General features: G+C 38.8%; 16 protein-coding genes. 6 read left to right on the forward strand and 10 right to left on the reverse strand.

The window, feature by feature from the left end:
• Position 1: 1 nt before the first annotated feature.
• From prmA to ACKTS5_RS16330, 5 genes are all read right to left on the reverse strand, one after another.
• Complete coding sequence (gene prmA, locus ACKTS5_RS16310) at positions 2 to 835, reverse strand: 50S ribosomal protein L11 methyltransferase (RefSeq protein WP_408044951.1); 834 nt, start codon at positions 833 to 835, stop codon at positions 2 to 4.
• Between the two features lie 106 nt (positions 836 to 941).
• Positions 942 to 1,703, reverse strand: coding sequence for a triose-phosphate isomerase (tpiA, locus tag ACKTS5_RS16315; protein ID WP_408044952.1), 762 nt, complete (start codon positions 1,701 to 1,703; stop codon positions 942 to 944).
• Positions 1,704 to 1,767: 64 nt separating this feature from the next.
• Entirely contained in the window at positions 1,768 to 2,271 is a 504-nt protein-coding gene (locus ACKTS5_RS16320) for a TlpA family protein disulfide reductase (RefSeq protein ID WP_408044953.1), read from the reverse strand.
• Positions 2,272 to 2,274: 3 nt separating this feature from the next.
• Positions 2,275 to 2,751, reverse strand: a complete 477-nt coding sequence (locus ACKTS5_RS16325; protein WP_408044954.1) for a TlpA family protein disulfide reductase — start codon at positions 2,749 to 2,751, stop codon at positions 2,275 to 2,277.
• 3 nt (positions 2,752 to 2,754) lie between these two features.
• On the reverse strand, positions 2,755 to 3,834 hold the full coding sequence (locus ACKTS5_RS16330) for an ABC transporter permease (protein ID WP_408044955.1): 1,080 nt from the start codon (positions 3,832 to 3,834) through the stop codon (positions 2,755 to 2,757).
• Positions 3,835 to 3,897: 63 nt separating this feature from the next.
• Here ACKTS5_RS16330 and pyrF point away from each other — a divergent pair, with 63 nt between their 5' ends.
• Positions 3,898 to 4,725: an orotidine-5'-phosphate decarboxylase gene (gene pyrF, locus ACKTS5_RS16335; RefSeq protein ID WP_408044956.1), complete on the forward strand. Its 828-nt coding sequence runs from the start codon at positions 3,898 to 3,900 to the stop codon at positions 4,723 to 4,725.
• Between the two features lie 233 nt (positions 4,726 to 4,958).
• On the opposite strand, the gene ACKTS5_RS16340 is transcribed toward pyrF, so the two are convergent.
• Positions 4,959 to 6,446: a RagB/SusD family nutrient uptake outer membrane protein gene (locus ACKTS5_RS16340; RefSeq protein WP_408044957.1), complete on the reverse strand. Its 1,488-nt coding sequence runs from the start codon at positions 6,444 to 6,446 to the stop codon at positions 4,959 to 4,961.
• Positions 6,447 to 6,460: 14 nt separating this feature from the next.
• The gene (locus tag ACKTS5_RS16345) at positions 6,461 to 9,670 is read right to left on the reverse strand and encodes a SusC/RagA family TonB-linked outer membrane protein (protein ID WP_408044958.1); all 3,210 of its coding nucleotides are present in this window, start codon (positions 9,668 to 9,670) and stop codon (positions 6,461 to 6,463) included.
• A gap of 420 nt (positions 9,671 to 10,090) precedes the next feature.
• Here ACKTS5_RS16345 and ACKTS5_RS16350 point away from each other — a divergent pair, with 420 nt between their 5' ends.
• Positions 10,091 to 10,882, forward strand: coding sequence for a LytR/AlgR family response regulator transcription factor (locus ACKTS5_RS16350; protein WP_408044959.1), 792 nt, complete (start codon positions 10,091 to 10,093; stop codon positions 10,880 to 10,882).
• Between the two features lie 39 nt (positions 10,883 to 10,921).
• Positions 10,922 to 11,710 carry an ABC transporter substrate-binding protein gene (locus ACKTS5_RS16355; protein WP_408044960.1) on the forward strand — a complete coding sequence of 263 codons (789 nt, stop codon included), beginning with the start codon at positions 10,922 to 10,924 and terminating at the stop codon, positions 11,708 to 11,710.
• 304 nt (positions 11,711 to 12,014) lie between these two features.
• On the opposite strand, the gene ACKTS5_RS16360 is transcribed toward ACKTS5_RS16355, so the two are convergent.
• Both ACKTS5_RS16360 and ACKTS5_RS16365 read right to left on the reverse strand, forming a co-directional pair.
• On the reverse strand, positions 12,015 to 12,722 hold the full coding sequence (locus ACKTS5_RS16360) for a DUF4197 domain-containing protein (RefSeq protein ID WP_408044961.1): 708 nt from the start codon (positions 12,720 to 12,722) through the stop codon (positions 12,015 to 12,017).
• 61 nt (positions 12,723 to 12,783) lie between these two features.
• A complete protein-coding gene (locus ACKTS5_RS16365) occupies positions 12,784 to 12,948 on the reverse strand; it encodes a DUF5522 domain-containing protein (RefSeq protein ID WP_408044962.1) in 165 nt (54 codons plus the stop codon).
• Positions 12,949 to 13,041: 93 nt separating this feature from the next.
• Here ACKTS5_RS16365 and ACKTS5_RS16370 point away from each other — a divergent pair, with 93 nt between their 5' ends.
• A complete protein-coding gene (locus tag ACKTS5_RS16370) occupies positions 13,042 to 14,151 on the forward strand; it encodes a phosphoenolpyruvate carboxykinase (ATP) (protein ID WP_408044963.1) in 1,110 nt (369 codons plus the stop codon).
• A gap of 91 nt (positions 14,152 to 14,242) precedes the next feature.
• On the forward strand, positions 14,243 to 15,241 hold the full coding sequence (locus ACKTS5_RS16375; RefSeq protein WP_408044964.1) for a nucleotidyltransferase family protein: 999 nt from the start codon (positions 14,243 to 14,245) through the stop codon (positions 15,239 to 15,241).
• Here the strand turns inward: ACKTS5_RS16375 and ACKTS5_RS16380 are convergent.
• Positions 15,225 to 16,568 carry a UDP-N-acetylmuramate--L-alanine ligase gene (locus tag ACKTS5_RS16380; protein WP_408044965.1) on the reverse strand — a complete coding sequence of 448 codons (1,344 nt, stop codon included), beginning with the start codon at positions 16,566 to 16,568 and terminating at the stop codon, positions 15,225 to 15,227. The genes ACKTS5_RS16375 and ACKTS5_RS16380 overlap by 17 nt on opposite strands.
• 195 nt (positions 16,569 to 16,763) lie before the next feature.
• On the opposite strand from ACKTS5_RS16380, the gene ACKTS5_RS16385 reads away from it, so the two are divergent.
• Positions 16,764 to 23,090 (forward strand): alpha-2-macroglobulin family protein, encoded by a 6,327-nt coding sequence (locus ACKTS5_RS16385; protein WP_408044966.1) that lies wholly within the window; start codon positions 16,764 to 16,766, stop codon positions 23,088 to 23,090.
• The last annotated feature ends 7 nt before the right edge of the window (positions 23,091 to 23,097 follow it).

The following is a 23,097-nucleotide window of genomic DNA, read 5'->3' on the forward strand; positions in this document are numbered from 1 at the left end:
CTTATTTTTGATATCGAAGGGCTACCCAATTATTTCTTTCTATAGTTTTCTCTAAAGACAAACCGTACTTAGTGACTTCCGCATCAATGATAGGAATGTCTTCACGGTAAAATCCACTCAACAACAAGACTCCATTTTCATTCAGAGTACTCGTATAAGTTTCCATATCTTTCATCAAGATATTTCGATTGATATTGGCAATAATAACATCGTACTGCTTCCCTACCAATAAACTTGAATCACCTTCGTAAACACTGATACTTTTACAGGCATTACGAGCTGCATTTTCAACAGAATTTTCATAACACCAATTATCGATATCAATGGCATCGATAGGCTCAGCGCCTTTCATTTCAGCGAAAATAGCTAGGATTCCAGTTCCACAACCCATATCTAGCGTTTTCTTCCCTGTAAGGTCGAGTTCCAGTAAATGTTGCACCATCATGTGAGTAGTTTCGTGATGCCCCGTACCAAAACTCATTTTAGGTTCTATCACAATATCAAACGGCAGGTTTGGATTTTCGTGAAATGGCGCTCTAATACTCACTTTATCCGCCACTTGAATCGGTGGAAAATTCTTTTCCCACTCCGCATTCCAATTGGTTTGAGCAACTTCTTTCTTTTCGAAATTCACCGAAAACTCATCAGAACTCAGAATAAATATATCTTCCAAAATACTTCCATTCCACTCGTCTTTTTGAATATACGCCAAAACTCCTGCTTCGTGCTCGACAAAACTTTCAAATCCCACACTACCTAGTTCGGCAATCAAAATCTCTGTTCCCGGTTCTTTGGGACTCACTTCAAAATTATATTCGATATAAATATTATCCATCTAAAATATTCCTTCTATTCTTATTTTGCTCTAAATCATTGTATTCAAAAGGCTACTCTTAAAACATCTACAACGCGTTTTAAGCCTTTCTCGCATTTGTAGGGTCTTACTCCGCTGCAGCAACAATCGCCAAGAAATCTTCTGCTTTCAATGAAGCGCCTCCAATGAGCCCTCCGTCAACATCAGGTTTTGAAAAAATCTCCTTCGCATTTGCCGGCTTCACACTTCCTCCGTATAAGATAGCAACGCTATCGGCTAATTCTTGGGTATATTCTTTAGCTAAGATACTACGGATAAACGCGTGCATCTCCTGTGCTTGTTCGGGACTTGCTGTTTCACCAGTTCCGATGGCCCAAACAGGCTCATAGGCTAACCCCACCTTTTCAAAATTCTCTTTTAACAGGTGAAATAAGCCGTGACGCAATTGATTTTCAACTACTTCAAAATGCTTTTCTGACTTGCGATCCTCTAGTAGTTCACCAAAACAGAAAATCACTTCCAAGCCTTCTGCCAAAGCACGATCTACTTTTTCAGCCAATTGCTGATCGGTTTCTCCAAAATAGGTTCTTCTTTCAGAATGCCCTATAATCACAACGCCAACTCCAATATCTGTTAACATATCTGCCGCTACCTCCCCAGTATATGCGCCATTCTTTGCTGCGTGTACATTTTGTGCAGCCACCTCAATTTTTGATTTTCTGGTGCGTTTTACGGCCCCTACCAAGTTTACAAATGTCGGTGCAATAATTACTCGCTTATTGTCTGTATCTATCGATTTAAGACCTTTTTTAATTCCTTTGATCAATTGCTTAGCCTCGCTAAGATTTTTGTTCATTTTCCAGTTTCCTGCAATGATATTCGTTCTCACGATTAAAATATTTAAGTAATTATTGATTAGTTTTCTACAAATAAATTTGTACTGCAAAAGTACATCATTTTTTTAAGCTTTCGGCGATTTGTTGACTACTCGCTTCCGTTGCATTAAAGACGATAATCTCATTGGCTTCATCGAGTACCAAGTACCTCGGGATCCAGCTCAATTGCAAGAAGCTTCCCAACGGCCCTTCCCAACCAGATGCCAACCAGTAATGCTGCGCTCCTATGTGGTATTTTGTGGCAGCCACTTTAAAATCTTTTAAGGATCTATCTAACGACAGGTATAGAAACTCCACATCGGTAAATTCTTTTTCCAGGGCAGTGAGCTTCTCACTGTCATTCAAGCAATCTCTACACCATGAAGCCCAAACTACGAGTACTTTCTTCTGCTTAGTATTGGATGCCAAGACTGTCTCTAATGGAATGGATTTCCCAGAAGTATCGATCAAAACATCTCGTAAAGCTTCTTTGCTAAAGCTCGTTTCTTTTTTTATGCCACAGGCGGTAAACAGTACAACACTCAGCAAGAGTAAGTATTGTTGAATTTTCGGTAAAATCATCTCCTATAATTTTTTAGCTATATCTCCAACTTTAGACGATTTATACACCAACAACTTACCCGTAGGATCTACTAACAAGAAGCGCGGGATTGTTTTCAGTTTTAAAAACTTCCCCAAGGTTCCTTTACCTTTCCTTGGCAAGTAGTAGTGATCTCCTTTTACAGGGAGGTCTGTCAATCCTCTTTTCCAATCGTGATACGAGTGGTCAACTGACAAAAACACATAGGTCAACTCTTTGTGCTCCTTTTGAAGTGCTACCACATCTTTAAAACTGTCTTGACTATACGGACAGTAACTTGCATATACCTGTATCAATACTTTTTGTCCCCTGTACTTTTCAGTAAGTTCCTCCAACGTTATGGAATTTCGGTCGGTTGTTTGAATGGTATCTTTAAGCGCCGCTTCACTAAAGGTAGCGGGATGAAAAATTGCGCAACTCGAAAAAACCAAGCCACACAAAAGCAAAAAACAATATTTCATAATCTAACTTTTTAAGCGGATTCTAGGATCTAACCAACTGTACACGATATCCACTGCGATATTTATAGCTATAAACAAACTCGCTATAACTAATACACTTCCCATAATAACGGGTAAATCCAAATTATTCAGTGCATTTACAATCTCTTTACCTAAACCGTTCCAATTAAAAACGTATTCAACAAAAACGGCGCCGGCCAACATCGAAGCAAACCATCCGGAGATCGCTGTTATTACTGGGTTCAAGGAGTTTTTCAATGCGTGTTTCACCACGACCTCTCCCCTTCCTAAGCCTTTGGCTTTTGCTGTTCGAATATAATCTAAACTCAGTGTTTCTAAAAGCGAATTTCGCATCAACTGTATAACCACGGCAAGAGGACGGATACCTAATACAACGGCTGGTAACACGAGGTTTTTCCATTGTAGGTATACTCCCTCCCCAAAATCATCGACGACAAACAAACTTCCCGTCATTTCTAATCCAGTGTATTTTCGCCAGACAAAACCAAAAAGCCAAGCTACTAAAATTGCCGAAAAGAACGAAGGAACGCTCATTCCAAAAGTACTTATGATCGCTATAAGCCTATCGAACACACTGTCTTTCCAGAGTGCCGATAAAATTCCCAAGGCAATTCCTAGTACAATCGCAATACAAATCGCCACTAAGGCAAGAACTGCCGTATTGGGTAAGGTTTCTCCGATGATTTCACTTACGTATTTTCCATTCTTTTGAAAGGACTGCCTCAAATACGGAAACTTCAATACCACTACCACCTGGTCCGTAGCAATGAACTCTCGGTACTGATAGGCCTTACTCTTCAAATTCGTGTAGGCATTCTCTTCCGTACTGTGAAAAGATATCGGTGACAGGTCGTTGAGATAATAGCCATACTGAGTTAACAGTGGCTGGTCAAAGCCGTATTTCTTACGTATGAGCTGAAGTTGCTCAGAATTTTCTTGCTGATCGAGCATCATTCGAGCAGGATCGCCGGGGAGTATCGTGAACAGTATAAAAATGACTGTAACTACCCCAAATAAAGTTAGGAAACCGTAAAATATTTTGTTTAAAACATATCTGAACATTAGAGACAAAGATAACAGAAACTAGTAAAATTCATTACTTTTGCCTCATATTTATACAGACCAATGACAACACAACAACTCATCAATCAAATACATAAAAAACAATCCTTTTTATGTATTGGACTAGACGTAGATCTCAACAAAATCCCTGCACATTTATTAGAAAAAGAAGATCCCATCTTTGAATTCAACAAGGCCATCATCGATGCCACTCATCATTTATGCGTTGCATACAAGCCCAATACGGCTTTTTACGAGGCCTATGGGATTAAAGGATGGAAAGCTTTGGACAAAACTATTAGTTACCTCAATGAAAAGCATCCTGAAATCTTTACTATTGCAGATGCTAAGCGCGGAGACATTGGAAATACATCGACCATGTATGCCAAAGCTTTTTTTGAAGATTTAGCCTTTGACAGTGTCACTGTAGCTCCGTACATGGGAAAAGATTCAGTAGAGCCGTTTTTAGCTTTTGAAAACAAACATACCATCATGCTTGCATTGACCTCGAATCAAGGCGCCTTTGATTTTCAAACCAAAGAAACGGCGGGTACCGAGCTTTACAAAAAAGTGATAAGTACCTCTAAAACGTGGCAAAACAGCGAAAACCTTATGTATGTAGTTGGCGCTACGAAAGCCAGTTATTTGGGCGAAATACGTCAATTAATTCCCGATAGTTTTTTACTTGTTCCAGGCGTGGGTGCCCAAGGAGGAAATTTAGAAGAAGTTTGTCATTACGGAATGAGTGCCAATATCGGCCTACTCATCAATTCATCACGTGGAATCATTTATGCCAGTCATGGAACTGATTTTGCGGAGGCAGCGGCAACAAAAGCGGCAGAGCTCCAAGTAAACATGGCGAGCATATTGCAAAAAAAAAGTCAAGGTTAATTACTCCTTGACTTATTAATTAATTCAAAATAATATACCATAAGAGAACAAAGTAATGGTATATCGATTTCAAAGGTAAGCACAGGCTTACCTTTTTTTATTGGATATGATATGAACCACTAGAGTTTTGAACTAAACGCCTTAGAATATTCATTAAACAAAAAAGCTGGAATCTTTCGATTCCAGCTTTCGATATTGAGGGATCCTCCAAGGAGAATCAAACATCCAATGTATTAGTTGATGAACGGGTTGTTTTGAACCTCAGATTGAGGGATTTCAAAATCTAATTTATCATCGTTATAAGGAATGGTTTGACCAGCTAAGAATAAGTGGTTAGCACCTCTAACTACAGGCGACTTGTGTCTTCTCTGAGCCCATAAACTCTTCCCTTCACCCCATAACTCGATACGAGTTTGTAAGTGAATTTCACTTTGTAGAGCAGCACCATTTAAAGCGTCAACATAAGCGTAATCTGCCGCGTTGTCAAAACGTTGCGACAATACCTTCTTTAATTGAGTTTTCGCTTCTGCATCTTGACCCATTCTCGCAGCTAATTCAGCTGATAATAACACCATTTCGTCTACTCGCATATAAATGTAGTCAGTTGTAATGTTACGTTGTCCTCCAGCTACTCTTTGAGGAGCGTAGAACTTGTTAAATGGAATCAAGTTGTTATTTCCGCTTCCAGTGAAGAATTGTTTCTTTCTTACGTCATTAGCACGGATTGCGTTGAATAATCCAACATCAATGGCCTTCTTATCACCAGCAAACTGGTAACTATACGTAAAGTAATCCATTTGACCCCACCAAGAAACTAAATCTAATCCGTTATCAAGAGTAATATCTACTCCCCATAACCAACTAGGGTTTTTAGCGATATCGTTAAATCCACCTAGAACTTGCTCTTTAGTAGTAATTGGAGTTCCACCAGCCACTACTTCGTCAGCTAATTGTTTAGCTCTTGCATTATCAGCAGCAGTTCCTCTTGCAGCATATACATATGCTAAGATTCCCTTAGCTACTTCTTGGTTGATTTGATATTTATCAGAACGAGTAAATCCATTTAAAAGAACCACCGCTTCTTCTAAATCTTTGATCATGAACTCGTATACTTCCTTCGTAGTGCTCTGTGGTTTTGCATTTCCGTTAGGCTCGATATAAATTGGTAACACCTTTGACGTTTCTGAATACTCAGTCATGTACAATTGTGCCAAGTTAAAATACGAGTGTGCACGTAAAGCTTTTGCTTGTCCCATAGATGCCTTATTCTTTGCATCTGTCAACACAGCATTATTACCACCTAAACCTTTAATTACTAAGTTAGCCGCGTTAATTAAACGGTAATAGTATCTCCAAGCTGTGTAATTTGCTTGTAGGTAAGTGAAATCTGTAGTAGTAATCAACTGAGCAAAGTTACTATAACGGCTGTAGTTATTCACCGTTAAAGCCATATCACCTGATAACATATCACTATAGATATCGTATCCTTTTTGACCGAAATCCTCATGACGTGTCGTACCTCCTAAACCAGTGGTAAACATCATTTCATAAATACCACGAACGGTACCATCAGCCAATGCAGGGTGAATACCACTTAATTCAGTAACATCCGCTACAGTTACATATCTCGTAGGAGACTCATCGAGGAAGTCTTTGCTACAGCTTACAGCTAACAAGGCCGCAGACCCTGCTAAAATAGATTTTATATATGTTTTTTTCATTTCTCTTTTATTATTTAGAAGTTAGCTCTTACACCAAAAGTCAATGTAGATAATGGTGAATAACGATACGTATCAGAAGCACCAGTTTCTGAAGTAGCAGGGTTAAATCCGTCACGAGCACTTAACAAGAATAAGTTATCTCCAGACACCCATAAGTTTAATCCATTAAGACCAGACTCTCCTAAGAAACGTGTAGGTACAGTATATCCGATACGGATGTTGTTTAACGACAAGTAATCAGATGAAGTGATGAAACGACTAGAACGAGAGTTTACCTGAACATTTCTGTTACTGATTAACTTCGGTACGTCAGTAACATCTCCTGGTTTTTTCCAGCTGTTTCTGATATCTGTATGCCAGTTGTTAGATCCGATTTGACGGTTACTCATTAATCCAGCGTATACACCATCATATGAATATCCTCCTAAGCTATATCCGAACAATGCGCTAATAGTAAAGTCGTGAACTTTTGCATTTAATCTGAAAGCACCACGTACTTTAGGGATTGCTGATTTTCCGATATACTTTTGAGTTGCATTTGAATATACACTAGTAGTAGTTCTGCTAATAGTAGCATTTGGATTTTTTTGTTGGTACTCGAATAAACTTTGGATACCTTCTCCTGAATCAACAGTTCCGTTACCATTTTTATCATCGTAGTACTGGTACCATAATGGGTTACCATTTGCTTTATCAACACCTGCCCACTCTCTCATGTAGAAGTCGAATAAACCATGACCTTGTGCACGACCGTAGTTACCAGCGATATCGATAACTTTTCTCTGTCCAGTAGATGGGTCAAGAGGCATTTCAGTTAACTCATTGTTAAAGATTTCACCATTAACAGAGAAATCTAACTTATAGTTTTCTTTATCTAAAATGTGAGTAGTTAAATCGAATTCAAAACCAGTGTTTCTCAACGTTCCGTCATTAACAGCGATTAAAGCATTTCCTGTAGATGGCGCTGTTCTTCTGTTGAAAATTAAGTCGTCAGTCTTTTTAATATAGTAATCAAAAGATCCTTCTAATCTGTTGTTAAACAAAGTAAACTCTAAACCAGTTTGGAACATTTTAGAAGTTTCCCAAGTTAAGTTAGGATTTTGGATAGCACGAGGTTGTAATGAAATCTGACCTCCTAAGTTACCGATAGTATAAGTATCTCTACCAGAGTACACATCAACACCAGCTTGGTCTCCTAAGATACCGTAACTAGCTTTCAACTTCAAGAAGTTTACGAAATCTAAATTAGTCATGAATGATTCCTTAGAAATTACCCAAGACGCACCTGCAGAACCGAAAGTTCCCCATTTGTTAAGAGCGAAACGAGAAGAACCATCACGACGGATAGATCCAGTAAAGTAGTACTTACTCATATAATCATAAGATACTTGACCAAAATAACTTTCTAAAGCTGCTTTTGTAGAATAACCTGTAGGTAAAGATGAATTTACTACATAGTTGTTTAAATCTTTTAATCCTCCGTTTAAGTTTACTACTTTGTTCTTAGAAATAGAAGAAGTTTTAAACTCTCTTTGGTTGGTTTCGTGAGCCGCTAAAGCAGAAATCGAGTGATCTCCGAATGACTTGTTATAACGGATAATGTTCAAGAAGTTTTGAGTCAAGGCGCTTGAATACGTTTTGAATAAGCTTCCTCCTTGTCCTTGAGCAGAACCGTAGAATGGGTTACGTACTGTGTTTGCCTCTCTTGTGTAGTATTGAGCACCGTACTTAGTTTCAAATTCTAACCCTTCTAATAGTTGGAATTTAAACGAGAAATTACCGTTTAAAGAGTGTCTGTCATTTCCTACGAAATCTAAGTTAGATCCAGCGATTGCATTTGTCAATCCACCAAATCCTCTGTTTTCACCGTAATCGTATTGGTTTCCACCGTATTTTGTATCAGCAACGATGTTACCGTTTGTGTCTCTTAAGAATAATGGATAGATTGAAGGAATGTTATCTACAAACCAGAAAATACTTCCTGAATCTTCAGTTTGACCGTTGTTTAAGGTTCTTCCTAAAGAGTACCCAATATTAGCAGTTGCAGTCAACCACTCTTGAGGTTGGTGTACTAAGTTTAAACGCGTAGAATAACGCTTGTATCCTGAGTTGATTAAGTATCCTTTATCATCTAAGTATCCAAAAGAAGAGAAGTAACGAGTTTTATCGTTTCCTCCACTCATTTTTAAGTTTGCCTCTGTTCTGATAGAAGTTTGGAAACCGTAGTCAGACCAGTTTTCTGGAGTGTACTTAGTTGCTACGTTTGGACGTACTTTTCCTGTTGCAGGATCAATAATTTGACTCACGTCATTCGTTCCAAAGTAGTTATACGTTGGATCAATACCTCTAGAAGAGAATAAATAAGTATTTGCATACGCTACTGGATCATTAGCAGGGTTGAACGATAAGGTTCTGTTCCCGATAGAGTGCCATGCTAATTCGATGTATTCAGTTGGCGACTTGATTACGTCGTAACGAGGTAACGCTTGGAAGTTTACACCAGTTTTAACATCTAATTCCATAGAAGTTTTACCTGCTTTACCTGCTTTTGTCGTAATTAAGATAACCCCGTTTGCACCACGTGATCCGTAGATAGCAGTTGCAGTTGCATCTTTTAAAACGGTAGTATTTGCAATATCAGCAGGGTTAATAGAGTTGATAGATCCAGAGAAAGGAACACCGTCAACTACGTATAAAGGATCTCTGTTTCCGTTAACAGAACCAAATCCACGAATACGTACCGTAGCTACAGTACCTGGCTGTCCAGAAGTGTTAATTACGTTAACCCCAGCAACCTCACCTACTAATGCTTGTGAAACGTTGGCTACAGATTTTGCTTCTAACTGCTCTGCATTTACCACTTTAGCGGTACCTGTATACGATTGTTTAGTTGTTTTACCATACCCTACTACAATAACTTCTTCTAATAAGTTATCATTTTCAAGTACGACACTGATTTGGTTAGCAGCACCAACTTTGCGCTCAACTGTTTTCATTCCTACAAAACTAAACACAAGAGTTTCTCCTGTATTTACGCGTATAGAATAATTACCGTCAAAGTCAGTCTCAGTACCTTGAGTAGTACCTTTTTTCAAAACTGTAACTCCAGGAAGTGGCCCCGATGCATCAGAAACCGTCCCCGAAATGGTTCTTTCTTGCGCAAAAGAAATCTGCACAACTAACGCCAATAACAGCGTTAGAATTCCATTAAACTTTGTTTTCATTATAAATTATTGAATTATTATTAACAGGCATAAAACTACCCCGAGTAACCTTTTCTTAACACCGTTTTGATGCAAACAACCTTTTTTTTGATGCAAACAAACCTTATTGAGATTTTAACCTAACACACTTGTTAAACATTATAAATGTTAATTCCTGTTAAATTTTTGCAAAAGCGCACAAACACTGTGCATACGTAGCATTTCTTCGCTACATTTGTAGCAAAAAACTGAAAAATCTGCAGAACAATCCCCTTTAAATTACGAACTATGAACAAGGCTGCTTTCTGTGAAGAAAAAAGCAATGCACAAATACCCCTTGAGCCCCAGTAAAATAAATGCTCAGCCCCTATCTTTAACATTTTTTTAACATTTAAAAATTAGGGATTAGTAATTCTGCACTTGTTTTAAAAGAAATTAAAAATGAATATGAAAATCTCATGTCTTATAGTCAATGAAAAAACTGCTATCCAGTCGAAGATAAAGAAACTGGTTGACCTTCACGGTCAGTTTGAAATCAATGCCACCGTAACTACCGGAAGCGAAGCATTAATACAACTTAAAGAGTCACAACCAGCTGTTATTTTTCTCGATGTAGACCTTCCTGATATGAGCGGTTTTGAATTGCTGGATGAGATGAGTACAATGGGTAAAAAACCCTTAATCATATTTGTTACCGAAAATAAAGAAAGTGCTTTGACTGCTTTTGACTATTTTGCTTTTGATTATTTGATTACGCCTTTCAAAGAAGAACGCTTTATGACTTCGTTGAACAAAGTGATCGAATTTCAAAATCGCGAGCAGATGAGTAGCTTGCAAAACAATTTAGAAAACATTCTTGATTTGGTTAAAGCCAACGCTGCACCTGTTAGTAACAGCACGGTAAAACGAATCAATATTAAATCTGGTAACAAAATTATCTTTATCGAGGTGGATACGATAAAGTACATTTCTGCTTCGGGGTATTACGTGGAAGTATTTACTACAGACAATAAGAAATTTTTACTCCGCGAATCGCTATCAAGTATCATAGAGCGCATCAATTCAGCCAATTTCATGCGTATACACCGATCGACCATTATCAACATCAATTTCATCGATGAAGTGATCACCTCGAACTACGGTGAAACCGATGTAAAAATAAATGACAATAAAACTTTTAGAGTTAGTAAAGGCTATAAAAAAGAGTTTCAAGAAATCATGGGAGTCAAATAGGTTTACTATTTGATTCTTTTTATCTTGCCCCTCAAAAACATGTTGTTCGATCAATTACAACGTCCGGTAAAACTCACACACACTCCAAAGAGAATTGTTTGTCTGGTACCCAGCCAAACTGAACTTCTGGTAGATTTAGGCTTGGAATCCTCCCTAGTAGGAATCACAAAATTTTGCGTGCATCCCGTTCATTTAAAGAAAACCATTACCGTTGTTGGAGGGACAAAGAACGTACACATCGATCGAATCAAAGCATTAAACCCCGATATTATTCTTTGTAACAAAGAAGAAAACACACAGGAAATTGTAGCAGCATGTGAACAAATAGCCCCTACCCACGTAGCGGATATTTATACATTGGCAGATGTTTATGAACTGATTTCACAGTATGGCCAACTTTTCGCCTGTCGAACTCAAGCTAGGGCTATCATAGACAAACTACAGTTTAAAGTTAATGATTTCAGCGGCTTTATACAGGATAAACCTGTAAAAAAAGTGGCCTACTTTATTTGGAGAAATCCTTGGATGGCCGCTGGTAATAACACGTTTATCGACCACTTACTGCGCTTAAATAAATTCGAGAATATATACCACAACAAACCTCGATACCCTGAAGTTGCATTGAAAAAAATTCGACTAGAGGGTGATCCTGATTTGGTTTTTCTCTCATCAGAACCCTATCCATTCAAAGAAGAGCACGCCTTTGAATTAGGACGCTTCACGCATCATGCAAAAACGGTATTTGTAGATGGTGAAATGTTCTCTTGGTATGGCAGTAGACTTCTGAAAGCTTTTGATTACTTCAAACAACTACACAATAGAATTTGAGAATTCCTTATCTAAGTCTAAGTACTTAATCCGGTTCAGTTTTTCGAGGACTTTCATTGCCTTAAATGCAGAGCGATCGCTTTTGCACTCATCAACATATTTGTAATCATTGGCTCTCTCAACTAGCCTTCCGTACCTTTCTTCTAGGTGCTTTCTGTATTTTTGAATTTGACTTACTCGTAACATTTCCCTTGATTTAACGACCTTATAAATATACACAAATAATTGATTAACAACTAATTAAAATTACAACACAAAAAAAACTCCACTTAGCAGTGGAGTTTTTCTAAAATATATCGATCGGTTATTTTCTATCTTGTAAGGCAAATACTCTTTTCAAAAGTGCTGTGTTTCTAAGGCCAACCTTCTCACGAATACCTTTTTCTTCCACGGCAATCATGGTAAACACCCCTTTTAAAGCTTCTTGAGTTACGTAATCCGTCAAATTAGGATTCACTCTTGTAACAAAAGGAATACTATTGTACTTCTGAATTAAATTACTCCAAATTTTATCGGCACCTACTTTTTTAAATGAGGCACTGATTACCGGGCTAAATTCAGCATACAAGGCCTGGTTGGTTTTACTTTGTAAATACGTAGTCGCAGCGTTTTGCTCTCCTAACAGAATATTTTTAGCATCGTTAAACGTAATTCCTTTTACGGCATTAACGAAAATAGGTCCAGCCGTTTTTACCGCATCTTCAGCGGTTCTGTTAATCGCTTTTAACCCTTCGTCTGCTAGAGAACTAAGGCCAATTTTACGAAGCCCTTTATCTACTACTTGTAATTCTTTTGGCAATACAATTTTAACCAGCTCGTTTCTGTAAAATCCATCTGTAGCAGTCAACTTAGCTACCTGGTGGTCAATTCCGTTTTGCAAAGCCTGACGCAATCCTGCTCCAATTTGATCTTGGGTAAGCGGCGCTTGCGTTGGCAATTGGCTCACTACTTTTTTAATCTCATTACATCCAAAACACTGGATTAACAAAAAGAGGAACACTAGTTTTTTCATAAAATACTTCAATTTAAAAGGTTTATTTATTTGTTAAGATACTAAGATTGCAAAAAAGTCACTACCTAAAACTATCTGTTTTTTTGTCATATCCGTACGGACAATGTTTACATCCACTTTTACAACAGTACCCTCGTCTTAGATGAAATTGCTCGGTAAACACCTTGTATCCTTGTTCATTTAAGTAATAATCACCCTCTTGTAATTCTAATCGCTGTCTATACATGGTACAAAAGTAAGGATACTGTGCTAATTTTAACGGATTAATTTATTCAGGTTACTCACTCCATACCAATCGTTTTCTTATTTTTGTTTTACTATGATACTACGAAAAAACATGGGAGACACTACTGTGGTTTGGTTAAAAAACTCAAATCAATACCTGGTAGTCGAAGCACTTGTTGCAGACCTTCTTGAGGAACTTCAAGCAGGGATTAAGACAACTACCTTGGCCCAGAAATTAACTAAAATCACCGAAGCTCCACTTACAGAAACCACAGAATTTATTACAGAGTTGGAGACGCTTTTAAACAGTTCTTCAACTCGTACAGACGAGGCACTGACGCACGACATTCCGAAACAATTTGATAACACGGTATTTTATCAAATCAATGACCTTGTCCTTAAAGTGGATTTTGAATCGGAGTACGAACTCGCTTTGATTCATCCTAAATTTGCCCATCTGGAAATCACCCCCCCAAAAGAGGTTCACCACAGCTATCAAGTATTTAGCTCCGACTCACATCTGTTTTTTTATAGAAATCAGCAAAGTGTAGGCAGTTGGACGAAGAAGAACAGTCATTATTTTCAAGGAAAGTTTTCCATGAAACTCATAGAAGACACTCACCAATTTCCAGAAAACGAATGGATGGGAATTTTTCACGCCTCAGCTGTGAGCAATGGAAAGGAATCTATTTTATTTTTAGGAGATTCTGGAAATGGTAAAAGTACTTCCTTAGCCTTATTACAGGCTCATGGTTTTCAGTGTTTAGCCGATGATTTTGTTCCTATACTCGCCAAGAACCACCAAGTATATAGTTTCCCTTCTGCTATATCTATTAAAAGAAATAGCGTTCCTGTTTTGCGCTCCTTATACCCCACGCTAGAGAATAAAGCGGAATTTCATTTCCCAAAAGTCAATAAAATAGTTCGTTACTTACCACCAAACAACGACAACTACAAACAAAATCGACCTTGTCATACCTTGGTGTTTATCAAATATACTCCGGATGAACTTTGCAAATTAACCGCCATCACAAAACAAGAAGCATTGCAACAATTGGTACCTGATTCTTGGTTATGCCCAGAGAAATCCAATGCTCAGGAATTTCTAAATTGGTTCGAAAAATTATCCTGTTATCAATTGCACTACTCCAACAATGAACAAATGATTGCGAAGGTTCAAAAACTATTTAACCATGACCTATAACGACTGTTTCCTCTTTTTATCACAATGCTTAACACTTAGTCATAGCTCCAAACATCATCAAAGTGTTAAGTATACACTAGAAAATACTACAATGGACTGGGAAGCTCTAGTTAAGCTAAGTACCACACACTACGTATTACCAGCTTGGTATTACAATTTAAAAACGGCTAATTTTCTGAATTTCCTACCAGAAGACCTCGTCGCTTATATGGAACATATTGCCGAGTTAAATACCGATCGCAATACTGAAATCATTAAACAAGCCCAAGAAATCAACACCTTACTGCAACAAGAAGGGATTGTTCCTATTTTTTTAAAAGGTACGGGAAACCTCTTGTCTAAACTCTATAAACATCCCGGAGAAAGAATGATTGGTGATATTGATTTTCTAGTTGCTCCAGAAAACCTCGGCAAGGCTCAGGAACTCTTATTAAACGTTGGCTATACCCCAATTGCAGCTGATGCCCTTGACGCTCCTATTACAAAACACTTACCTCGAATAGCACATGCACATAAAATCGCTGCCGTTGAAGTACATAAGGACATGACTATAGGGAAATACGCCGAAGAATTTAACTATGCTACAATTAAAGACAATCTTAGCGTTTCTGATCAAATACACACCTTAAGTGATGTCCATAAATTAGACCTCAGCATCATCGCAAAACAAATTAATGACGATGGTCAATTCTTTAAAAATCTCTCCCTTCGTAATGCCTACGATGTTCTTTGCTTGAGCTTCCAGAGTCCTGAACACCCTGGATTCCATAAGTACCGATTGCTAAGCTCCCCTCTCAATAATTTTGTTTGTTTGTGCGGCTATGTGTTTGACCTTCCTATTTTCAACTTTGAATTCGATGCCTCAGCGAAAGCATACCTTGAAAACTTCAAAAAACTACTCAGTTCAGACAGGTATAGAAAAAGGCAATTTAAAAAAACAAAACGCCGAGTTTTTCTAAATTCAAGAGCAAGGATGATTGCTAAAGCGATTACTGATAAAACACTCCGAAAATGGCTTATTAAACACCTATTCAGTAGAGAATGGATCAATAGACGAATCTTAAAAAAGACCCCTACGCAAACATCGTAAAATCTATCCCTCCATAATTTCCAGAACTCATAAACAACAGGGCTGTATCTTGTAAGTTTTCGCGTTGTAAATGCTCACGAAATTCCTCTGGGCTGGTAAAAATCTCTAAGTCTTCACGCTGAAAAGCTGCTGCTATTTGCTCTTTTTCAACAGGGTTTAATCGTTTAATTGCTACGGCGTCTGGCGAGTAAAAGACCACTGCCTTATCTGCCGCATCCAAAGCACCTCGGTACTCTTCCAAAAAGGTAGCATTTAAACTACTGTACGTATGCAACTCTAAACAAGCCAATACTCTTCTATTCTGATATTGTTTCTTTACGGCCTCCGTGGTTGCCTTTACCTTACTCGGACTGTGAGCAAAATCTTTAAAGACTACGGTCGAATCGTTTTCTGAAATCTTTTCCAATCGCTTACTCGCTCCAGCGAAACTACTAATTGCCTCGTAAAAGTCTTCTTCATCGATTCCCATATGCTGGCAAATCCACTTAGCCCCTGCCAAGTTTTGCAAATTGTGCTCTCCAAACACTTCCAAAGGCATTGCTCCCTCAGGAGTATCTAAATAGGTAACACCGTCTGTAATACTGTAATTTGGCGTGGTATAGGGATACTTTTTTATAACGTGTTCTGACGACTCTACCACAGATTTTACCGCTGCATCTTCTTCATTGTACACCATAATACCACCATTGGTCAACGAATTTGTAAACAGCTTGAACTGCTCAACGTAGTTTTCATAGGTAGGAAATACGTTGATATGATCCCAAGCAATCCCCGAAATCAACGCAATATTCGGTTTGTACAAATGAAACTTCGGACGCAAATCTATTGGTGAACTCAAGTACTCATCACCTTCCAAAACTATAAAGTCATTGTCTTCAGTCAACTTTACCATGGTTTCAAAGCCCTCTAGTTGTGCTCCAACCATATAATCCACATCGCGATCGTGGTAATTTAATACGTGTAACACCATAGAGGTAATGGTCGTTTTTCCATGTGATCCTCCGATAACTACACGCGTCTTATCTTTTGATTGTTCGTATAAAAATTCGGGATATGAATAAATTTTAACGCCTAACTCCTGTGCTTTTACCAATTCTGGATTGTCTTGTTTTGCGTGCATTCCTAAAATAACCGCATCTAAGCCCGCGTGTATCTTTTCAGGAAACCACCCAAACGCTTCCGGGAGTAACCCGTATTTTTCTAATCGTGCTTTTGAAGGATTGTGAATAGTATCATCACTTCCGCTAATTTGGTATCCTTTTTGGTGTAAAGCTATGGCGAGGTTGTGCATGGCACTCCCTCCAATGGCAATAAAATGTAGTTTCATAAATCCGTTTGCATTTGCAACAAAAATACAAAACCGCAGTTCAATTTCGTTATCTTTAAAACCAAAACTCAGTGAAAAAGTAAATTCACCAATTTAACGGCTAACTTTACGAAGAGCAGATTGACTTACATCACTGTAATCCGTTGCTTTACCCCCAATAATCTATGTGTAACTTACACTCTAAAAAATCAAAAAATGAATAAACTCACGCCCATACTTTTGTTATTTTGTTTTTTTTCAAATAACATTCAAGCTCAGCAATCCTATGAAGACCTTTGGAAAGAGGTATACCAATTCGAGTTGGACAAGCTTCCTAAGTCTGCCGTCGCTATTGTCAATACTATTCACGACAAAGCGGTACAAGAAAACAATTCGCAACAATTGATCAAATCCATAATTTACCAAAGTAAATTTTTATTGGTCTTAGAAGAAAATGCCCAATTAAAAGTAATTGAAAGATTGCAAGAACAAGCAGCAAAACAATCTTTCCCGAGTAAAAACATACTTCATAACATACTTGCCAATTTGTATTGGGAATATTTCAAGGAGCACCGTTGGCAATTTTACAACCGTACCCAACTGGGAAGCTCTCAAAAAAGTAAGGATTTCAGAACTTGGGATCTCACCACACTTTTTAAGGAAATCCAACACAGGTTTACAGCCTCGCTAAACCAAGCACAAGAATTGCAAGCTCTTCCCATCACTCAATTTAAAACCTTGCTTAAAATAACAAACAGTGCTCCCACTTACCAGCCTAGTTTGTACGATTTTTTAGCTCAGAATGCCTTATCCTTTTACAAGTCATCTGAACGAAGCATTACCCAACCAGCTGTTGCATTTACAGTAGACAATCCGGATTATATAAAACCGCTAACAGATTTTCTCAGCCTTAACATTAAAAGTGATGATCCTTATGCATTGCCTTACCGAGCATTGGCGCTTTATCAGGAACTGCTAAAATTCCACCAAAAAGCACAGCACCTTGAGGCGTTGGCTTATAACGATTTACAGCGGTTATACTACGTAAAAGACGAAGGAAGCTTCCCTTTAAAGACAACGCTTTTCGAAACCGCTTTACAAACGCAAATTGATAGGCAAGTAGACGACAATGCCAAGGCACATTACCAATTCGCTTTGGCCAATCACTACCACGAATTGGCCTCGAGCTACCATCCGCATAACACAGCGCACCAATTCAAGAACAAAGAAGCTTTAAAACTGTGCACAAGCCTTTTAAAAAGTGTACCTAACCACAAGATTGCAGCGTCGTGTAAACGCTTGATTAAAAATATCGAGTTGGTCGCCATCAACATTACTAGCGAAAAGTTTTTACCTATCAACGCCTATACTCGCGCCTTGATCAATTATAAAAACACGCAAAAATTATACATGGCGATTTATAAAATCACTCCTGAAGCATGGGATAAAATAACACAGACGCATGGAACGACCGAGCAGGTTCAACTCATACAACAACTGCCCCGCTTAAAATACTGGAGTACAGCTTTAAAAAAAACGGATGACTACCAAACGCACAGCACAGAAATTGGACTCCCTAAATTGGCAGGAGGTCAATATCTTCTCATCGCTCATAATTCGCCTAGCTTAACAGCGACAGACATTTACGGTTATACAGCGTTACAGGTCACCAATTTGGTACTCATAGAAAACCATCAGGCTAGTGATAATTTTCAGGTGGTCAACAGACAGAACGGAAAACCCATAGCAGGTGCTAGCGTAGTTTTCGCAAATGAACCAACGCGTCATCATCAAAAAAAACTCCACAAAAAGTTCACTACGAATCGCCATGGAGCCTTTAGCTTTGTTCCTGAGCACAATTACTATTCAAATGTCAAAGCGAATGTCCGATATAAAAATGATCGCGCTCAATTCGGTAACTTTTACTTAAACCCTGTACACCGCTCAAGAAAGAATTACGAGGACAAGGCTCGTACCCACAGCTTCCTGTTTACCGATCGCAGTATTTATCGACCTGGACAAACCGTCTACTTTAAAGGAATTGCTTTACAGCAATTAAAAACGCGTACCCAAGTACTAGCCGCTAAAAAAGTGACCGTAATTGCCAGAGATCCGAATTATCAAATTATCGAAACAAAAAACTTTGAAACCAATGATTTCGGTTCCTTTCACGGAAACATCCAACTTCCTTTTGAAGGAATTACTGGAAGTTATGCGCTTGAAGTTATCGTGGACGGAAAAACAACCCATGAATACATTAGCATGGAAGCCTACAAGCGTCCCAAATTCAAAGCTGCGTTTACTCCACTTACATCTACTTTTAAAATAAACGATAGAATAACACTACCTGGTAAAGCTACGGCCTATTCAGGGGCTAATATTTCCAAGGCAAAAGTAGTGTATCGCGTACATCGAAGAGCGGTATTTCCGGAATGGTGGTATTGGAGTCGACCTCAACTCACATCACTGGCCCGAGAAATTGCTCAGGGTGAAACCACTACCGATTCGCAAGGAAACTTTTCTATTCACTTTACAGCCCTTCCCGATGCAAGTATCGATCCTAAAAGTTTACCGACTTTCAAATTTGAAATTCATGCGGACATTACTGACCTCAATGGCGAAACTCAAAGCACACAAAAAACAATTTCTGTCGGGTATCATTCCATTGTGGCAAGTATCACCATGGATGACCAACTCAACAACCAAATTTCACAAGAATTCAATATCACCACCAAAAATCTCGCTGAGCAATTTGTTTCTGTTGACGGTGACATTACCATTCACAAACTACAAGCTCCTGAGCGAATACTAAGAGAACGCCCCTGGCAACAGCCCGAATTTCAAACCATTGCTAAAGCGGATTTCATCAAGAAATACCCACACGATGCTTATGGCAAAGAAGACGATTATCAATTTTGGAAACTAGGCAAACTCGCCTTTCAAAAAAAGCTCACTACCAAAGCGGAACAACGCATTGCTATTCCGGACATGAGCAAGTGGACCCCGGGTAAATACCTCGTTCAATTCAACGCTACAGACGCAGATGGCAACAAAGTACTCGCTAAAAAATTCATCAGTGTATTTGATACTAAAGCTTCAACACCAGCCGACAATGCTTACCTGAACGTACAGACAGATAAAGCGTCGTACCAACCTGGTGATACTGCCAAGATTGCTGTACAAACCAACACTCGTGATGGCCACCTCGTAGTCGTCGTTGAAAAGGACTACAAAATTTACAAGAGGTATTACCTCCGTCTTCGCAAAAACCAACAAATTATCGAAGTTCCTGTAACTAAAGAAGATTTAGGAGGATTTGCAATTAAGTGGTACGGGGTATTTGCAAATTCTATTATCAAAGGAAACGAAACTATTAAGGTTCCTTATCCGGCTACCCAATTAGACATAGAAACCGTTACATTTCGTGACAAATTACTTCCCGGTAATAAAGAACAATGGACCTTTAACATACGTGGACCTCAACAGGAAAAGGTAACTGCCGAAGTATTGGCAAGCATGTATGACGCTTCATTAGATACCTTTGCTCCGCACGATTGGAATTTTACTCCAATACGACGTGCTTATTACAGTAGTTATCACAATACACAAGCCAATCACAGTATTTCCACCGTAGGACTCCGCATGAGAAATCAGTTGTACCCCGAACGTATCAGCCCTTTTCAACCCGTTGCGCCACTACTAAAAAATTTCGGGTTTAGCTTTCATCAAAATCAATGGATTCAAAATCAATATTTGCAGCTGTTAAAAGCACTCCAACGAAATCCGGATGGAACTCTTACGGGTATAGTCAGCGATCATAACGGTCCTCTAGGCGGGGTAAGCATACTCCTAAAAGGAACAACTTTAGGTACGCAAACCAATTTCGATGGAGTTTTTAACATCCCTGTAAAGGTTGGAGATACGCTAATAATAAGCTTTATTGGTTTTGAGACCCTCGAATATACCATAACCGATATGAAACCGATTGCTTTCCAATTAAAAACTAGCGATGAAACATTAGATGAAGTCGTAATGATAGCTCACGGAAAGTCCGAAAGAAGATTTAATAAAGCGCTCAGTGCTCAAGGCAATAATGGTGTAGCTATTGCTAAGATGGAAGCGGATGATATCTCTGGATGGTTGAATACGAACGATCTGAACATCAAAGAAAAAAAAACCACCTCACCATCACCAGCGAGAAAAAACTTGAAAGAAACAGCATTTTTCTACCCACAATTACGCACAGATGATCAAGGTAAACTCTCCTTTAGTTTTAAAACTCCTGAGGCCCTTACCACCTGGAAACTTCAATTATTGGCGTATGACAAACAAGCACATTCCGCAGTGAAAAGTTTTGAAGCTGTCACGCAAAAAAAACTAATGATTTCCCCGAATGCACCGCGATTTATGCGTCAAGGTGATGTCGTTCGCTTTTCAGCCAAAATTGACAATCTCTCGGAAGCCCTACTGCAAGGGACTGCGACACTTGACTTAACAGATCCGACAACCGGTGCTGTCATTCCGCTTCAAAATTTCAACGCTCATCAATCTTTCTCAATTACACAGAACCAGAGCGTCCAAGTATCATGGACATTTCAAGTTCCTCAAGAACTCTCAGTTGTTCAATACAAAATAACAGCAAAAGCTGGTCAGTATTCTGATGGTGAGCAAGCACTCTTACCCGTGTTGAGCTCTAAAAAACTAGTTACCGAAACACTTCCACTTTGGACAGCTGGAAACGAATCAAACTCTTTTCGTTTTAACAAACTCGTCAAAAACAAATCAAAGAGCCTTGAACAGCATCAACTCACTTTAGAGCTTACTAGCAACCCTACTTGGTACGCTGTAAAAGCGCTTCCTTTTTTAATGGAGGGCTCTAAAGAATGTAGCGAACAAGTCTTTGCTCGTCTGTACGCCAATGCGCTAGCAGAAAAAATTGTTTCAGCAAATCCTGCAATTCAAACTGTATTTAAGCAATGGAAAAACAGCAAAGCTCTTTTGAGTCCTCTGGAAAAAAACCAAGAATTAAAGGCTTTAACAATCCAAGAAACCCCTTGGCTACGCGAAGCGCAATCCGAATCTGCTCAGCGCAAACGCCTCGGCTTGTTATTCGATAAAAACAACCTCAACAATGGACTTAACAACGCTCTTCGTTTACTCGAAAAATTCCAATTAGAAAACGGAGGGTTTCCTTGGTATCAAGGTGGTAGGTATCCAAACTCGTATATTACCTTGCACATTGCTAGCGGACTTGGACATCTCAAAAAACTCGGGGTTACTCTCAACACTTCGAAAATTAGTACCAAAGCCCTTCGATTTTTAGACAATGAAATTGTAGAACGTTATGAATCTTTACAAAAAGAGGCGAAGAAAATCGCTGCTACCAAAAGTAGTGAGGCTTCAAAGTTATTTTTAGCAAAAAATCACCTCAATAGCTTTATCATCGGTTACCTGTACTTAAAGAGTCTTTACCCAGACAGCAAAAGTACTGACGAACACTGCTCCCAAGCAATTGCGTACTACGCACAGCAAAGTACCCAGTTTTGGCAGGAGTTTCCTTTAGCAAGCCAAGCCATGATTGCCTTAGTACACCAACGTAATCACAGTTCCACGCTACCTAAAAACATTATGAAATCACTGCACGAACGCAGCATTCACTCAAAAGAGTTAGGGCGTTATTGGAAAGCTAACAAACCTAATTGGCATTGGTATCAATCGCCTATTGAAACACAGGCACTCCTTATTGAAGCCTTCGCAGAAATTACGAAAGACACTAAGACCGTTGATGAATTAAAAATATGGTTACTCAAAAACAAGCAAGTGCACCAATGGAAAACGAGCAAAGCGACCACGGAAGCCGTGTATGCTTTGTTGCAACAAGGAAGCTCTTGGATCGCTAACACAGAGTTACCAGAAGTTACACTCGGAACTACCCCCTTGACCATTCCTCGTGCATCAGCGGAAGCTGGTTCTGGTTATTTCAAAAAAAACTGGTCGGCCAAAGATATACGTCCTGAACTAGGTACTATCCGCATCAAAGCAAACAACAACAGTACTACCTGGGGAGCTATGTACTGGCAATATTTTGAAGAGCTCGACAATATCAGTGCTGCGGCGACCACGTTGAAAATTCGTAAAAAGTATTACAAAAAGGTAAATACTGCTCAAGGTCCTAAACTTATCCCTATCACAGAAGGGAGTCCGTTAGCAGTAGGAGATTTGCTCACGATTCGCTTAGAATTACAAACTGATCACGACTTGTCATTCGTTCACCTAAAAGACGGAAGAGCTAGTGGTGTTGAACCGCTATTTACACCGTCAGAATACCATTGGCAAGACGGCTTGTACTACTATCAAAATACCCAGGATGCTGCAACAAACTTCTTCTTTGATCGTTTACCTAAAGGAATTTATGTATTCGAATATGATGTTCGCGCGAACAACGCAGGGAATTTTAGTGGTGGTATCAGCGAATTACAATGTATGTACGCTCCCGAATTTAACAGTCATTCTAAAGGGATTCGCCTGCAGATTGCAGAATAATAAATAT

Origin of the sequence: Tenacibaculum litopenaei (genome assembly GCF_964514025.1) — a bacterium.
GTDB classification, from domain to species: Bacteria; Bacteroidota; Bacteroidia; order Flavobacteriales; family Flavobacteriaceae; genus Polaribacter; species Polaribacter litopenaei.

What these genes read in the sequence shown, in the direction of transcription:
- ACKTS5_RS16365 (WP_408044962.1), bottom strand. Translation starts at nt 12,948, where the DNA reads ATGTATAGACAGCGATTAGAATTACAAGAGGGTGATTATTACTTAAAT.
- ACKTS5_RS16350 (WP_408044959.1), top strand. Translation starts at nt 10,091, where the DNA reads ATGAATATGAAAATCTCATGTCTTATAGTCAATGAAAAAACTGCTATC.
- pyrF (WP_408044956.1), top strand. Translation starts at nt 3,898, where the DNA reads ATGACAACACAACAACTCATCAATCAAATACATAAAAAACAATCCTTT.
- ACKTS5_RS16345 (WP_408044958.1), bottom strand. Translation starts at nt 9,670, where the DNA reads ATGAAAACAAAGTTTAATGGAATTCTAACGCTGTTATTGGCGTTAGTT.
- prmA (WP_408044951.1), bottom strand. Translation starts at nt 835, where the DNA reads ATGGATAATATTTATATCGAATATAATTTTGAAGTGAGTCCCAAAGAA.
- ACKTS5_RS16340 (WP_408044957.1), bottom strand. Translation starts at nt 6,446, where the DNA reads ATGAAAAAAACATATATAAAATCTATTTTAGCAGGGTCTGCGGCCTTG.
- ACKTS5_RS16375 (WP_408044964.1), top strand. Translation starts at nt 14,243, where the DNA reads ATGGACTGGGAAGCTCTAGTTAAGCTAAGTACCACACACTACGTATTA.
- ACKTS5_RS16320 (WP_408044953.1), bottom strand. Translation starts at nt 2,271, where the DNA reads ATGATTTTACCGAAAATTCAACAATACTTACTCTTGCTGAGTGTTGTA.
- ACKTS5_RS16325 (WP_408044954.1), bottom strand. Translation starts at nt 2,751, where the DNA reads ATGAAATATTGTTTTTTGCTTTTGTGTGGCTTGGTTTTTTCGAGTTGC.
- ACKTS5_RS16360 (WP_408044961.1), bottom strand. Translation starts at nt 12,722, where the DNA reads ATGAAAAAACTAGTGTTCCTCTTTTTGTTAATCCAGTGTTTTGGATGT.
- ACKTS5_RS16385 (WP_408044966.1), top strand. Translation starts at nt 16,764, where the DNA reads ATGAATAAACTCACGCCCATACTTTTGTTATTTTGTTTTTTTTCAAAT.
- ACKTS5_RS16370 (WP_408044963.1), top strand. Translation starts at nt 13,042, where the DNA reads ATGATACTACGAAAAAACATGGGAGACACTACTGTGGTTTGGTTAAAA.
- ACKTS5_RS16355 (WP_408044960.1), top strand. Translation starts at nt 10,922, where the DNA reads ATGTTGTTCGATCAATTACAACGTCCGGTAAAACTCACACACACTCCA.
- ACKTS5_RS16380 (WP_408044965.1), bottom strand. Translation starts at nt 16,568, where the DNA reads ATGAAACTACATTTTATTGCCATTGGAGGGAGTGCCATGCACAACCTC.
- ACKTS5_RS16330 (WP_408044955.1), bottom strand. Translation starts at nt 3,834, where the DNA reads ATGTTCAGATATGTTTTAAACAAAATATTTTACGGTTTCCTAACTTTA.